The sequence below is a fragment of the Nonlabens dokdonensis DSW-6 genome (assembly GCF_000332115.1).
GTDB lineage: Bacteria > Bacteroidota > Bacteroidia > Flavobacteriales > Flavobacteriaceae > Nonlabens > Nonlabens dokdonensis.
Genome location: NC_020156.1, coordinates 1368759 through 1381722, shown reverse-complemented (window position 1 = coordinate 1381722; position 12964 = coordinate 1368759). Strand labels below are relative to the sequence as shown.

The 12964-nt window shown below is 34.8% G+C and carries 14 protein-coding genes; 9 read left to right on the top strand and 5 right to left on the bottom strand.

The window, feature by feature from the left end:
* Window positions 1–117 precede the first annotated feature (117 nt).
* Window positions 118–546 carry a PAS domain-containing protein gene (locus DDD_RS17250; protein WP_158441677.1) on the top strand — a complete coding sequence of 143 codons (429 nt, stop codon included), beginning with the start codon at window positions 118–120 and terminating at the stop codon, window positions 544–546.
* A 63-nt stretch (window positions 547–609) separates the two neighbouring features.
* Here DDD_RS17250 and pyk read toward each other — a convergent pair whose 3' ends face one another.
* The 5 genes from pyk to DDD_RS06005 form a co-directional block, all read right to left on the bottom strand.
* Entirely contained in the window at window positions 610–2040 is a 1431-nt protein-coding gene (pyk, locus tag DDD_RS06025) for a pyruvate kinase (RefSeq protein ID WP_015361900.1), read from the bottom strand.
* Window positions 2040–2528, bottom strand: a complete 489-nt coding sequence (locus tag DDD_RS06020) for an IPExxxVDY family protein (protein ID WP_015361899.1) — start codon at window positions 2526–2528, stop codon at window positions 2040–2042. The genes pyk and DDD_RS06020 overlap by 1 nt, the downstream gene beginning before the upstream one ends.
* Window positions 2529–2711: 183 nt before the next feature.
* Window positions 2712–3446 carry a ribonuclease III gene (gene rnc / locus DDD_RS06015; RefSeq protein WP_041566978.1) on the bottom strand — a complete coding sequence of 245 codons (735 nt, stop codon included), beginning with the start codon at window positions 3444–3446 and terminating at the stop codon, window positions 2712–2714.
* A gap of 18 nt (window positions 3447–3464) precedes the next feature.
* On the bottom strand, window positions 3465–4712 hold the full coding sequence (fabF, locus tag DDD_RS06010; protein WP_015361897.1) for a beta-ketoacyl-ACP synthase II: 1248 nt from the start codon (window positions 4710–4712) through the stop codon (window positions 3465–3467).
* Between the two features lie 87 nt (window positions 4713–4799).
* Complete coding sequence (locus tag DDD_RS06005; RefSeq protein WP_015361896.1) at window positions 4800–5036, bottom strand: acyl carrier protein; 237 nt, start codon at window positions 5034–5036, stop codon at window positions 4800–4802.
* Window positions 5037–5352: 316 nt separating this feature from the next.
* On the opposite strand from DDD_RS06005, the gene purN reads away from it, so the two are divergent.
* The 8 genes from purN (at window position 5353) to feoB (ending at window position 12778) form a co-directional block, all read left to right on the top strand.
* A complete protein-coding gene (purN, locus tag DDD_RS06000) occupies window positions 5353–5916 on the top strand; it encodes a phosphoribosylglycinamide formyltransferase (protein WP_015361895.1) in 564 nt (187 codons plus the stop codon).
* Window positions 5916–6398, top strand: coding sequence for a ribonuclease HI (gene rnhA / locus DDD_RS05995; RefSeq protein WP_015361894.1), 483 nt, complete (start codon window positions 5916–5918; stop codon window positions 6396–6398). The genes purN and rnhA overlap by 1 nt, the downstream gene beginning before the upstream one ends.
* 64 nt (window positions 6399–6462) lie before the next feature.
* Complete coding sequence (locus tag DDD_RS05990; RefSeq protein WP_015361893.1) at window positions 6463–7101, top strand: hypothetical protein; 639 nt, start codon at window positions 6463–6465, stop codon at window positions 7099–7101.
* Between the two features lie 174 nt (window positions 7102–7275).
* Complete coding sequence (locus DDD_RS05985; RefSeq protein ID WP_015361892.1) at window positions 7276–9150, top strand: hypothetical protein; 1875 nt, start codon at window positions 7276–7278, stop codon at window positions 9148–9150.
* 132 nt (window positions 9151–9282) lie between these two features.
* The gene (locus tag DDD_RS05980; RefSeq protein ID WP_015361891.1) at window positions 9283–9921 is read left to right on the top strand and encodes a DUF5025 domain-containing protein; all 639 of its coding nucleotides are present in this window, start codon (window positions 9283–9285) and stop codon (window positions 9919–9921) included.
* Between the two features lie 75 nt (window positions 9922–9996).
* Window positions 9997–10392, top strand: a complete 396-nt coding sequence (locus DDD_RS05975) for a hypothetical protein (RefSeq protein WP_015361890.1) — start codon at window positions 9997–9999, stop codon at window positions 10390–10392.
* Window positions 10393–10434: 42 nt separating this feature from the next.
* Window positions 10435–10665: a FeoA family protein gene (locus DDD_RS05970; protein WP_015361889.1), complete on the top strand. Its 231-nt coding sequence runs from the start codon at window positions 10435–10437 to the stop codon at window positions 10663–10665.
* Window positions 10658–12778, top strand: a complete 2121-nt coding sequence (gene feoB, locus DDD_RS05965; RefSeq protein WP_015361888.1) for a ferrous iron transport protein B — start codon at window positions 10658–10660, stop codon at window positions 12776–12778. The genes DDD_RS05970 and feoB overlap by 8 nt, the downstream gene beginning before the upstream one ends.
* Window positions 12779–12964 lie beyond the last annotated feature (186 nt).

The following is a 12964-nucleotide window of genomic DNA, read 5'->3' as shown; positions in this document are numbered from 1 at the left end:
TTATAATAAAGATACTGTTAAATTATACATCTTTGTGTAGTTATGCGACTTCAATATTCCCAATTTACTATTATCGAAAACGAAATTAACACAACACCCTTGTTATCATGGGATATTGTGAAATTACTATTATGGGATCTTGATGCTACTATTTTTCATGATTTGGATAAAATCGCAATTAGTAATAATTGGTATTTCAAATATTTTATAGACGGTTACAGTCATTTTAAAAACTATGCGATTGTATTAGTAGATCATGAGCTAAATATTTGTGCAGCGTCTCCTAATATTAAAAAGATAACTGGATATGAATCCAATGAAATGATAGGTAAAGCGGTTTATTTTTCACATGGTGCAGCTACAAACTCCGACTGTAAGTTCCTTTCTAAGATTGCTATCGATGAAGAAATTCCTTTTCACAGCAGGTTAGTAAATTATGATCGAGATGGTAACGTATATGGATGTGAAACACGAGCCTTTCCTATATTTAATAAGTCGGGAAAATTGTGCCACTACATTGCTTTTAAACAAGCTTATTCGGTTTAAAAAGGCATAAAAAAACCACTTATCATTCCATAAGTGGTTCTTCATATTATAAAAAAAATCTATTTATTCTACCTCAGATACTCGAAGCGTATTTACCATACCATGATTTGCAACTGGCATAGAAACTAGATTGATCAAAAAATCTCCTTTTTCTACAAACTTTTTATCTTTTGCAAATTTGTTTACATCTTCAATAGTTTCATCTGTACTCACATAGCGATCGTATAAGAAGGCTTTTACACCCCAAAGTAAACTCAATTGAGTTAAGATGCGCTCGTTACTAGTAAAGGTTAAGATATGTGCATCTGGACGCCAAGCGCTTATTTGAAAAGCAGTATAACCAGAATTAGTCATGGTTGTAATGGCCTTTGCGTTCATCTCGTCAGCCATTTTTGCCGCGTGATAACAAACAGATTTTGTGATGTATCTTTTAGTTTTAATATGCGGCGCAGAATGAGGTACTGATATCAAACTACTATTTTCTACCGTTTTACAAATACTCGCCATTTTTTCTATCACCTGAACGGGATATTGTCCTACAGATGTTTCACCAGAAAGCATCACAGCATCCGCTCCATCCATTACGGAGTTTGCAACGTCATTTACTTCGGCTCTTGTAGGTGTAAGACTTGTAATCATCGTTTCCATCATTTGCGTAGCGATGATCACTGGAATACGAGCTTTTTTAGCTTTAAGAACTAGTTGCTTTTGAATCAATGGTACTTCATGTGCTGGAATTTCTACACCTAAATCTCCACGTGCTACCATAAGCCCGTCACAATAAGCAACGATTTTATCAATGTTTTCTACCGCTTCTGGCTTCTCAATTTTTGCAATAATCGGGATCTTATTTTCTGAGTGCTCTTTAATAAGGTCTTGCAACTCAATAAGGTCTCTACTATGACGTACAAAAGATAATGCCATCCAGTCTACCTGAAGTTCACAAGCAAATTTAGCATCAACAACATCTTTCTCAGTTAATGCTGGTAAAGAAATGTCTGTTTGAGGTAAGTTCACTCCTTTTTTAGATCGTAAAGGACCTCCTTGAATAACTTTAGTAACGACGTCTTTCACTCCATCAGTAGAAATTACTTCAAACATCAGTTTACCGTCGTCAAGAAGAATGCGTTCTCCTGCTTTTACATCGCGAGGAAAATGCTCGTAATTCATGTAAACGCGCTCTGCAGTTCCTTTGAAAGGCTCTCCAGTAGAAATAGTAATGCGATCTCCAGGATTTACCACTACTTCTTCTTTCATCACACCTACTCTCAATTTAGGACCTTGAAGGTCTCCTAAAATTCCAGTAGCAAAACCGTGTTCTTTATTTAAATCTCGTATCATTTGCACGCGTTCTCTTACAGCGTCATGATCTGCATGGGAGAAGTTGATTCTAAATACATTTACGCCAGCTTTCATCATGTCTAGTAATACTTCTTTCTTAGAAGTAGCTGGACCAAGGGTTGCGACGATTTTAGTTTTTTTAGTGTTTGGCATTATTCAAATATTAAATAATCTTGTTGTTTTATTTTAAACGTATCTACTTGATAGACACTTATAACTTGGGGTATTTCCCCTATGGAATTTAGTAACTTTTTAAGTGGAAAAATTTCTTCATCTTTTTCAATCTTAAGTAAAAAATCTACCGTTCCATATTCTTTTATCAATACTGTTTTTACTCGCACGGACTCATTACTATCAAATAAGCCAGTTATTGCTGGTTGCTGAGTTGCAATACCCCAATATTTATTAGGAATTAAATAGAAAGGTGCATTTTGCTCTTGGTCAAAGTGTTTGTACACAGGATAATTTGCCGTATACGCAAGTTGTGAAATATCTTGATCTTTAATGCTTCTACTAAAGCTCTTATGCAAATACTTGTTTAATAAATAAGCCATCCTATAAGGCTCTAAAGTAGAATGTATAGCAATCAAGATATAAGGCTCTTCTTCTAATTCCCAGTCTGCTAATTTGTGAATCGCCACTTCTTATCTCTTTAACCTTGCTAATTTAAGAAGACTAAGAGCAAACTCATTGCGCATTAACTTTAAATAAAGGTAAATATTTACGAAAACGATGGTAGTTTGTACAATAATATTATAATGTCGTAATATCTTACTCTGATGAGAACAATTACTAAGCAAAGGATTTATAGAGGGAATAAAATATTAGAATTTATCTTGAAGAGCAAAGTAGGCTCTTTTACTCGCTTTCTCCTCTGCTTTCTTTTTAGATGTTGCTCTAGCTTTAGAAATTACTTTTTTATCAATGGTCAGTTTTACTGAGAAGTGTTTCACATCGTCTGCACCAGAGTCTTCGTAAGTATTGTAGTCAAATTTCTTTTTATGCTTTTGACACCACTCGATCAGTAGACTTTTATAAGAAATTACCTTTCCTTCTAGCTTCTCGATATCAACATAAGGCACTACCACTTTTTTACAAATAAACTTTTTACAGGTAACGTAACCTCTATCCAGGTAGACTGCTCCTACAAGGGCTTCAAAAAGATTGCCATGAATGTTTGCACCAAAATTGCGCGTAGGTACCTGAGTTTTGGCGTATTTAATAAGACCGAAGTCCTGACCTAATTCGTTTAAATGCTCGCGACTTACAATTTTAGATCGCATTTTTGTCAAATAACCTTCGTCGCCACTAGGTACTTCATTAAAAATATATTCAGCAATGACCGCTCCAAGTATAGCATCACCTAAAAATTCTAATCGCTCATAACTTTGAGGGAATCCTACATCAGTTTTTAAACCCATAGATTTATGGGTGAAAGCGGTCTCATAGAGACAAATGTCTTTAGGTTTGAGTCCAGTTATGTTTTTAATTGCACTAGATAATTCCTCGTTAGTATGAACAGTACTTCGAGATTTAAATATTTTGCGAATTCTATTCATAGGAACTTAAAGACCAGGTTAGATCTTTCTGAAAGCAATGCAACAGTTATGACCTCCAAAACCGAAAGTGTTGCTCAAGGCAACATTTACCTCACGCTTTTCAGGCTTATTAAGAATTAATCGTAAAGAAGGATCAATATTCTCATCAACTGTAGTATGGTTGATTGTAGGAGGCACAATACCTTCATTAATCGCCATAACGCTTGCTATAGATTCAATTGCTCCAGCAGCACCTAGAAGGTGGCCTGTCATGGACTTCGTAGAATTGATACTAATGTTAGGTGCGTGATCACCAAAAACAGCTTTAATAGCCTTTAACTCTGCCACGTCACCTAGTGGTGTAGACGTTCCATGAGTATTGATGTGATCTACATCTTCAGGATTGATTCCTGCGTTTTGTAATGTATTTTTCATTACTGCAATAACACCACGACCTTCAGGATCAGGAGCGGTAATATGATACGCATCACTTGAAAAACCTCCACCTATCACCTCAGCATAGATTTTTGCTCCACGAGCCTTTGCATATTCATAATCTTCTAGGACTAAGGCTCCAGCGCCTTCTCCTAGAACAAAACCGTCACGAGTCGCATCAAAAGGGCGACTTGCAGTTTCTGGACTTTCATTACGAGTAGATAAGGCATGCATGGCATTAAAACCACCCATTCCAGCTTGAGCAACGGCAGCTTCAGAGCCACCAGTTACTATGACATCACAATGTCCTAGTCTAATATAATTTACTGCATCCAGCATTGCATTTGCACTAGAAGCACAAGCAGATACTGTAGTATAGTTAGGTCCCATAAATCCATATTTTATAGAAATATGAGCCGGAGCTATATCTGCAATCATTTTTGGTATAAAGAAAGGGTTAAAACGCGGCACGCCATTTCCAGCTGCAAACGATTTTACCTCTTCCTGAAAAGTTTCTAAACCACCTATTCCTGCACCCCATATAACACCTACCCTAAATTTATCGATAGCGTCTATGTCCAGTCCAGAGTCGGCTATAGCTTCATCACCTGCTACCAGTGCATACTGGGCAAATCGATCCATGCGTCTAGCTTCCTTGCGGTCGATGAAATCAGTCACGTTAAAGTTCTTGATCTCGCAAGCGAATTTTGTCTTAAAATGTTCTGTATCAAAATATGTGATAGGAGCACAACCGCTCTTACCAGCTTTTAATGCTTCCCAATATTCCTCTAGGTTATTCCCTATAGGAGTAAGGGCACCCATTCCTGTAATGACAACTCGCTTTAATTCCATGTAATGTAACTTTACTTAAAGAGCTTAAAAATACCTTTAAAAAATCAATAAATTGACTCCTAAGATATTTTTAAGCTCAGAATAGTATTACGCTTTTGCTTCTTCGATGTATGAAACAGCTTGACCTACAGTTGCGATGTTCTCTGCTTGATCGTCTGGGATCTGGATATCAAATTCCTTTTCAAATTCCATGATCAACTCAACTGTATCGAGTGAATCTGCGCCTAAGTCATTTGTGAAGCTTGCTTCTGTAACAACTTCGTTCTCGTCAACACCTAATTTGTCTACGATAATTGCTTTTACTCTTGATGCAATGTCTGACATAATAATCTAATTTTAATTTTAAATGAATCGCAAAAATAACAAACTTTGCGTTAATACCGTTTCTAGTTTAAAATAACTACAAAATAAAAAAATAATATTTGTCTTTATACGAGTTATTGAAATCAAGCATAGCCATCGCTACGGTTTCTTTCAAAAATGAAGTAGAAAGGGAAATAGTGCTTTTTATGTAATTATTTTGAGGTGGAAATGGTATCGTACAATGTTTTAGTCATTTGAGTTAACTTGCAATTTCATTTATTTTTATTCAATTAACTAACTCAACTCACGGTTTACAACAAGCCTGCCATTAATTTTTATGAAGAAAATAGTAATTTTAGCTAGCGGTAATGGTACTAATGCTCAGGCTATTATAGATAGATATAACAGTTCTAATGAAGTGCAAATTTCTTTGATTTTATCTAATAAACCTCAAGCATATGTGTTAGAAAGAGCACGACTAGCTGGTATACCTGCAATGAGTTTTAATAGGTACGCTTTCGCGAAAGCGGGACAAATACAATCTATTTTAAATCAAGAACAGCCCGATTTGATCGTTTTGGCAGGATTCTTATGGAAAATCCCAAGTTTTTTAATCGAAGACCATCCTAATAAAATTATTAACATTCATCCTGCTTTATTACCTCAATATGGTGGCAAAGGAATGTACGGTATGAATGTTCATCGCTCGGTTATTGAAAATAAAGAACAAAAAAGCGGTATTACCATACATTATGTAAATGAAAATTATGATGAAGGCGCGATCATTAAGCAAGCTACTTGTCAAATTGATCAAAATGATACTGCTGAAGATCTCGCGAGCAAAATCCATCAATTAGAACATGAATATTATCCTACAGTCATTGCTGAACTTTTAAAATAATGGATCAAGTACATATTTATACAGACGGTTCTTCTCGAGGTAATCCTGGACCAGGTGGTTATGGCATAGTTATGGTCGCGGTAGGTAAGAAGTTTAAAAAAGAATTTTCTCAAGGATATCGCAAAACAACTAACAATCGTATGGAACTACTAGCGGTAATTGAAGCGCTAGAAAAAATTAAACCAGATCATGAAGTTGCTATCACTGTTTTTACTGACAGCCGTTACGTAAGTGATGCGGTAAATAAAAACTGGATTGCAGGATGGATCAAGCGCAAGTGGAAAAACGTTAAAAATCCAGATTTGTGGAAAAGATTCATTAAAATCTACAATCGTACACAGCCTAAAATGCAATGGATCAAAGGTCATAACGATCACCCCATAAATGAAAGATGTGATGCTCTTGCTGTTAATGCAGCGCTGGATAAAAGTAAACATCTTGTAGATGAAGGTTTTGAAACGGCAGAGAAAGGGTTGTTTTAGTTTTATTATATTCAAAAGACTTATTTTGACAGAAGATCTTTGTAAAGTTCTAAATCATATAATTATGAAAAACCTCCTTGATCACTTGTCATTCCGCACTCGATGCGGAATCTGTTTGATACTATTCTCAATACTTTTAATCGCCTGCGACAGCGACGACACACCATCTCAAGAAAGTTTATTACCACCCATAACCATGACAGGAGAAAACACCTTTGGTTGTTTGATCGATGGGAAATTCTTTAAGCCTAGAGATGGTAGTAATCTTATCAGTAGTGGTAATAAAGGAATGAGAACTCGTGTCTCAGAACTTGTAAACACAGAAATTGAAGTCAATGATTTTAAAAGTGAAAAAATAGGGAATCTAATTCTTGATCTTGAGAATTTAAGACTTAATGGTACTGGTATTTATCAAATAGACCGCTCAAATTCATTGAGAGGTCTTGATGGTGAAAACAATACATATATGCATTGCCGTATTTGGAGTAATAAGACTGACAGTTACGAAGGCTATGTGTCCTACGATAATTCTGGAGAAATAGAAATATTAAAATCTGAACCTGCTCCAAGCATAGGTTTTATTTATTCTGGAACTTTTAAAGGAAAACTTGTGAATTTCAATAATCGATTAGATACAATCAAAATAACTTTGGGGAGGTTTGATATTGATACAGTGACATTGTCAACTACAAGTTTTAATTAAAGAAATACCATTAAACACTAATATCTCTAAAATCCTTGATGATAAATTGCAAGATGTAAATTAATGCACCGTTACAAGTGGCATAATTTATGACCGCATATTCCAACTAGCTAATCTGAATAATTTCAAAAAAAGAAATTTTTCAAAATCAACATACTACTTTAAAAAAATTACATGAAAAATAAGTTTCTACTATTCCTACTCTTCTTTTTGGTAAACACATTATTTATCGATGCTCAAAACAACTACGGTGTCACTTTTGACAAAGATGAAAACCCAGATAATTGCTCTAATTACAATCGTATGATGAGCACCAAAGCAAAAGAAATAGGCTTTAATATAGAACGTAAAGGAAATTCTCTTTTCTTAAGAGTAACTGATAAAGAATGGTTTGAATCTGTTCTTAAAAATAAAACCGATGGAATTGCCGTAGATGTTATCCCGAGAGATAATTATTTATGTGGTGTAGAGTTGCCAGATACTCAAATACGAGGGACTTTATTAAAGCCTGTTTACAAAGCAAAACTCCTTCAAGGATTAAAGAAAAAAGGCTCTAACTCCTGGCTAACTCTAGTAGGAAGAGTTCCTGAAAATTTGAAAGACAAAGATCTAGAATTCAACATTCTATTTTTAGGAAACAAAACCATGTGCGGTTATTATAATATTTATAATCTAGAATCTTTTCCATGGAATTTATTAGACATGGGAATCTATCTAGACGAATTAAAATATAAAAATGACGGTGCAATAGCTGAAAAAGAAACCACTGAAAAAAAGTTTAAAACTTTAAATTTTACGATTCCTTTTGAAAAGAATAAGTCTCAATATTATCCAGAAGATGTAAAGCCTATCTATGATTCTTTAAATCTGACAGATTACAAAATTTCTAAAATAAAGATCAATGCTTACGCATCTGTAGAAGGAAGTAAGGAAATAAATGAAAGACTTCAAAAAGAAAGAGGAAACAGTATCGTGAATTCCTTAAAATCATATACCAAAAACGACGTTATTACCGAAGTCGTGACTTCTGAGAATTGGGCAGAATTTTTTGAATCCATACAAGGCACAGAAAACGCAAATCTTGCTCAACTTTCTAAGCAAGAAATAAAAGAAAAGCTGGTCGGGACTTTGAGTGCAGAATTAGAGCCTGTCCTAGCTCAACATAGAAAAGGAATTGTAACTATCGAACTCTCTAAAATCGTGCGTTATAAAGGAATGAGTAATCAAGAGTTAGTATCAACGTTTAATTCTACATTGAAGAAAGGAGATTTTGAAAATGCTATGATACTTCAAAAGGCCCTTTTTGACCGAGCGTTAAAAGCTTCTGACCCTAGTTTGCTGGCAAAAATGGAAATTCCGCAACAAAAAAAATATGCAGATTTTAATAATAATAAAGCTGTATTTGGATATTATCAAGATGCCAGTCAGGCGCTTACAGCAAAGCGAGAATTAGAAGAAGTACTTGAAGTAGCTCCTAAAAATAAAAAAGTAAGGTATAACATCACCGCAATTGACATCTATTTGTATAGATACGATTTTGAAGGATTAAAAGAAAGAGACCTTAAGGTTCAAATAAGAGGTTTAAAAATGTATGGAATCAATAATAAATTGATACTGCGCATGCTCACTAACATGGATATTATAAAAGCAGAAAAGAAACGTAGAGAGAAGAAATACAAAGAAAAGGATGCTGCGGTAAAATCAATAAAATATACCTACAAATTGATTGAACTATCTAATTCAGATTATTTAAGTCTAGCCCAGTTTCTTACTTATTATGATAATGTAGAAAGCTCAAAAGCCTTGCTTTATCCGGTTGTAAGTAAGGTAGATGCAAATGAGGATCTTCTTTTTTACTACATCAATCAAACCATTGTAAGTAATACCATGGTAGCACAAAATGATTACCGAGTTATCTTAAGTAATGCCTACGGTCAGAATCCAGAGCGGTTTTGTCAATTGTTTAATGCTAGCACAAAAGAAGGTGTAACCTTTCAATTATTGAAAAACACTTATTTGAGAAGTAGTTTTTGTGAGAATTGTAATTAGTTACAACTTCTTATAAATTGAAGTTGAGTAATTTATTTTTTGTAAGGTGTTGTTTTCTTACAAATAAATATATCTTTAAGATCAAATAATTGCAACTTCCCTTCCCTGAGCAATTATATCAAATGTACTCTTATGAAAAATCCCTTTAAGGATTTGTCAAACCGCATTTATTGCGGTTTCGCTATAATCCTATCGCTATGTTTTTTAATCGCCTGCGACAGCGACGACGCACCATCTCAAGAAAGTTTATTACCACCCATTACCATGACAGGAGAAAACACATTTGGTTGTTTAATCGATGGCAAGTTTTTTAGACCTAGGGATGGGGACACCTCAATTAATGTAGCAAATAGAGGTTTGAGGGTTTTGCGATCTGAAACAAATAATATAGAGTTTGAAAGCCATGATTTCAAAACTAATGTTGCTAGAACCTTCATAATTCATGTTGAGGATTTACTATTATCTGGTGAAGGTATTTATGAAGTAAACACATCAAATGGTTTACGAAGTTTAGATGGTAACAACAATTCTTACATTCATTGTACAACCAAAAGTCCTCTTACTGATGAGCAGGCGTTTTACACATCTTATGACAATTCTGGAAACATTTATATTGAGGAACTGCTTTTAGATTCAGTAAACGGTAATATCATCTCTGGAACCTTTAATGCTAAGTTGACTAACATTCTAAATCCACAAGACACTGTTTTAATTAACAAAGGACGATTTGACATTAACTCAATAACAATATTACAAACCACTTTTAACTAAAAGGCTGCTCATAATAATGGCTGCCCTTGAAGGCTTAACAACTAACGAAACCTTATCACTTAACATATTAAATCTATGAAAAAAATAATTCTTATAGTAGGATTAGTACTATCATTATGCAATGGTGTTGCTCAAAATCAAGATCCTACTTTGGATGTTGCTCTAAATAATGTTAATCAATCTGCGGTAAGCAGTGGGATTATTTATGAGCGTACGATGCAACTTGCCAATCTTTATAATTTCAATAGAGAAGAAGGTTTTAATGTCGCTAATTATAAATATTTCAAACAGGCATTACTGGAAATGCATAACGCAAGTAACAAAAATTTATTTGTTAATCTAGATCAACTGGACGGGCAACTAGAACAAGAAGCTCAAAATATAGTACCTATAGGTATTTTGAATACGGATTTTTCGTCTGTATTAACACCTTCATACTTCTTTAACAACATATATTTTACCAAACCATAATCATGGCTTACTTTTGCTTATTCAAATTTATTCTAAATAAGAATGAGTAACACCATTGCACATCTTAAACGTGGAGAAACAGCTATTATCAAAGAATTTGATGAAATTGACGTTCCTTTAAAATTACTAGAAATGGGATGTTTACCTGGTAATCGTGTTACCATGATGCAATCTGCTCCATTTAAAGATCCTATTTACCTTGATATAAACGGGACACATCTAGCCATAAGAAGAGAAACGGCAGTAAAAATAAGCGTAGAACGATATGGGTAAATCAATTAATGTTTCCCTTATAGGTAATCCCAATACTGGTAAAACATCGCTTTTTAATAGACTTACTGGTTTAAATCAACAAGTAGGAAACTACCCTGGTATTACCGTAGAGAAAAAGGAAGGAATCTGTAAAATAGATCGTGGTCTTAAAGCTCATATTCTAGATTTGCCAGGTACGTATAGTTTAAATACTACCTCGATAGATGAGAGTATAGTGGTAGAAACACTTCTCAATAGAAATTCTAAAGACTTTCCAGATGTTGCTGTAGTGGTGTCTGACATTGAAAATCTTAAAAGAAATCTTCTCGTTTTTACTCAGATTAAAGATCTTGAAATTCCTACCATTCTTGTCATCAATATGGCAGATCGTATGGAGCGCAAAGCGATTTCTCTTGACATTGATTTGATGCAAAAAGAACTCAATACAAGTGTTGTTCTAGTAAGTGCTCGCAAAAACCAAGGAATTGATGAGTTAAAAAAAGCGATTGCAAATTACAAACAGCTTACAACAGAGCCTTGCATGAATGCTTCGGTAATTGACAAGGAGTATTTCAACACACTTAGAAATACATATCCTAAACAGCTGGTTTACAAATTATGGCTGGTCATTACACAAGATGTAAACTTCGGAAAACTAGATCGCAATAGAGATATTGAAGATTTAAAGATGCATAAATTTGATGTGAAGTCTGAGGCCGATCTCAAGAAAATGCAACACAAAGAAACAGTTGTGCGCTATCAGTTTATAAACGGTTTACTTAAAAAAGTTCTTACTGTTGACACAGCAAATGCAAAAGATCTCAGGTCAAGACTAGATCGTATTTTACTTCATAAAGTTTGGGGTTATTTGATTTTCCTTTTGGTTCTCTTGCTTATTTTCCAGGCTATTTATGACTGGAGTACATACCCTATGGACTGGATTGATGGGACTTTTGCTAGTATAAGTTCTTGGATCAACACTACTTTTCCAGCAGGACCATTTACAGACTTGTTTGCCGAAGGTATTATACCAGGCTTAGGTGGTATTGTAATTTTCATTCCGCAAATAGCTTTCTTATTTTTATTTATTGCTATACTCGAAGAAAGTGGCTATATGAGTCGAGTGGTTTTTCTCATGGATCATATTATGAAACGATTTGGTTTGAGTGGTAAAAGTGTTGTACCACTGGTATCAGGGACAGCTTGTGCTATTCCAGCCGTTATGGCAACTAGAAATATTGAAGACTGGAAAGAGCGATTGATTACTATTCTGGTAGTTCCTTTTACAACATGTTCTGCTCGATTGCCCGTTTACTTGATCATTATCGCATTAGTAATTCCAGATGAGCGCATTTTAGGTGGCGCATTTAACTTGCAAGGACTTACATTAATGCTGTTGTATCTACTAGGTTTTGGAGCTGCAATATTCTCAGCATGGGTATTGAATAAAGTGTTGCCTATAAAACGTAAAGCATTTTTTGTTATGGAAATGCCAGCTTATAAGTTGCCTATGTTTAAAAACGTAGCCATTACGGTTATAGAAAAAACCAAAAGCTTTGTCGTAGGAGCAGGAAAAATAATCATGGCGATCTCCATCGTTTTGTGGATTCTTGCTAGTTACGGAGTAGGCGACCAGTTCAACGGAGCTGAGCAAATCGTTACAGAAAAATATGCTGATCAAAATTTGAGCGAAGAAGAGCTTGCTCAAAAAATCGCTTCTCATGAACTAGAATACAGTTTTATAGGTTACATTGGAAAAGGTATTGAACCTGCTGTAAGACCTCTAGGTTATGACTGGAAAATAGGAATCGCTATTGTAAGTTCCTTTGCCGCTCGTGAAGTTTTTGTAGGTACCCTAGCTACTATTTATAGTGTAGAAAGCGATGGAGAAGAAGAGCAAACTATTAAAAACCGTATGGCAGCCGAGACTAATCCTATTTTAGGTGGTCCGTTATTTAATTTTGCTAGCGGTATTTCCTTGCTTCTTTTCTATGCCTTTGCCATGCAGTGTATGAGTACGCTTGCTATTGTAAAACGAGAAACCAATAGCTGGAAATGGCCAGCAATTCAATTTTTCTTCATGACCGCAGCTGCCTATTTTGCCGCACTAGGTGCTTTTCAAATTTTGAAATAATGTATATCGCACAAACCATATTAGTTGTTTTAATAGCTGTAATAGCATTGGTTTGGTTGCTTAGAAAATTTATATTTCCTAATAAATACAACTCGTCAAACTGTGGCGATGGAGATTGTGGCTGTCATTAAAGTAGGTGTTGATCTCGCTTTCTATTTTATTTTTTGAAAATAGAAGTTTATGCTG

Coding starts and splice junctions, on each gene's coding strand:
- pyk (WP_015361900.1), bottom strand. CDS start 2,040: ATGCCAAACACTAAAAAAACTAAAATCGTCGCAACCCTTGGTCCAGCT.
- rnc (WP_041566978.1), bottom strand. CDS start 3,446: ATGAATAGAATTCGCAAAATATTTAAATCTCGAAGTACTGTTCATACT.
- fabF (WP_015361897.1), bottom strand. CDS start 4,712: ATGGAATTAAAGCGAGTTGTCATTACAGGAATGGGTGCCCTTACTCCT.
- DDD_RS06005 (WP_015361896.1), bottom strand. CDS start 5,036: ATGTCAGACATTGCATCAAGAGTAAAAGCAATTATCGTAGACAAATTA.
- purN (WP_015361895.1), top strand. CDS start 5,353: ATGAAGAAAATAGTAATTTTAGCTAGCGGTAATGGTACTAATGCTCAG.
- rnhA (WP_015361894.1), top strand. CDS start 5,916: ATGGATCAAGTACATATTTATACAGACGGTTCTTCTCGAGGTAATCCT.
- DDD_RS05990 (WP_015361893.1), top strand. CDS start 6,463: ATGAAAAACCTCCTTGATCACTTGTCATTCCGCACTCGATGCGGAATC.
- DDD_RS05985 (WP_015361892.1), top strand. CDS start 7,276: ATGAAAAATAAGTTTCTACTATTCCTACTCTTCTTTTTGGTAAACACA.
- DDD_RS05980 (WP_015361891.1), top strand. CDS start 9,283: ATGAAAAATCCCTTTAAGGATTTGTCAAACCGCATTTATTGCGGTTTC.
- DDD_RS05975 (WP_015361890.1), top strand. CDS start 9,997: ATGAAAAAAATAATTCTTATAGTAGGATTAGTACTATCATTATGCAAT.
- DDD_RS05970 (WP_015361889.1), top strand. CDS start 10,435: ATGAGTAACACCATTGCACATCTTAAACGTGGAGAAACAGCTATTATC.
- feoB (WP_015361888.1), top strand. CDS start 10,658: ATGGGTAAATCAATTAATGTTTCCCTTATAGGTAATCCCAATACTGGT.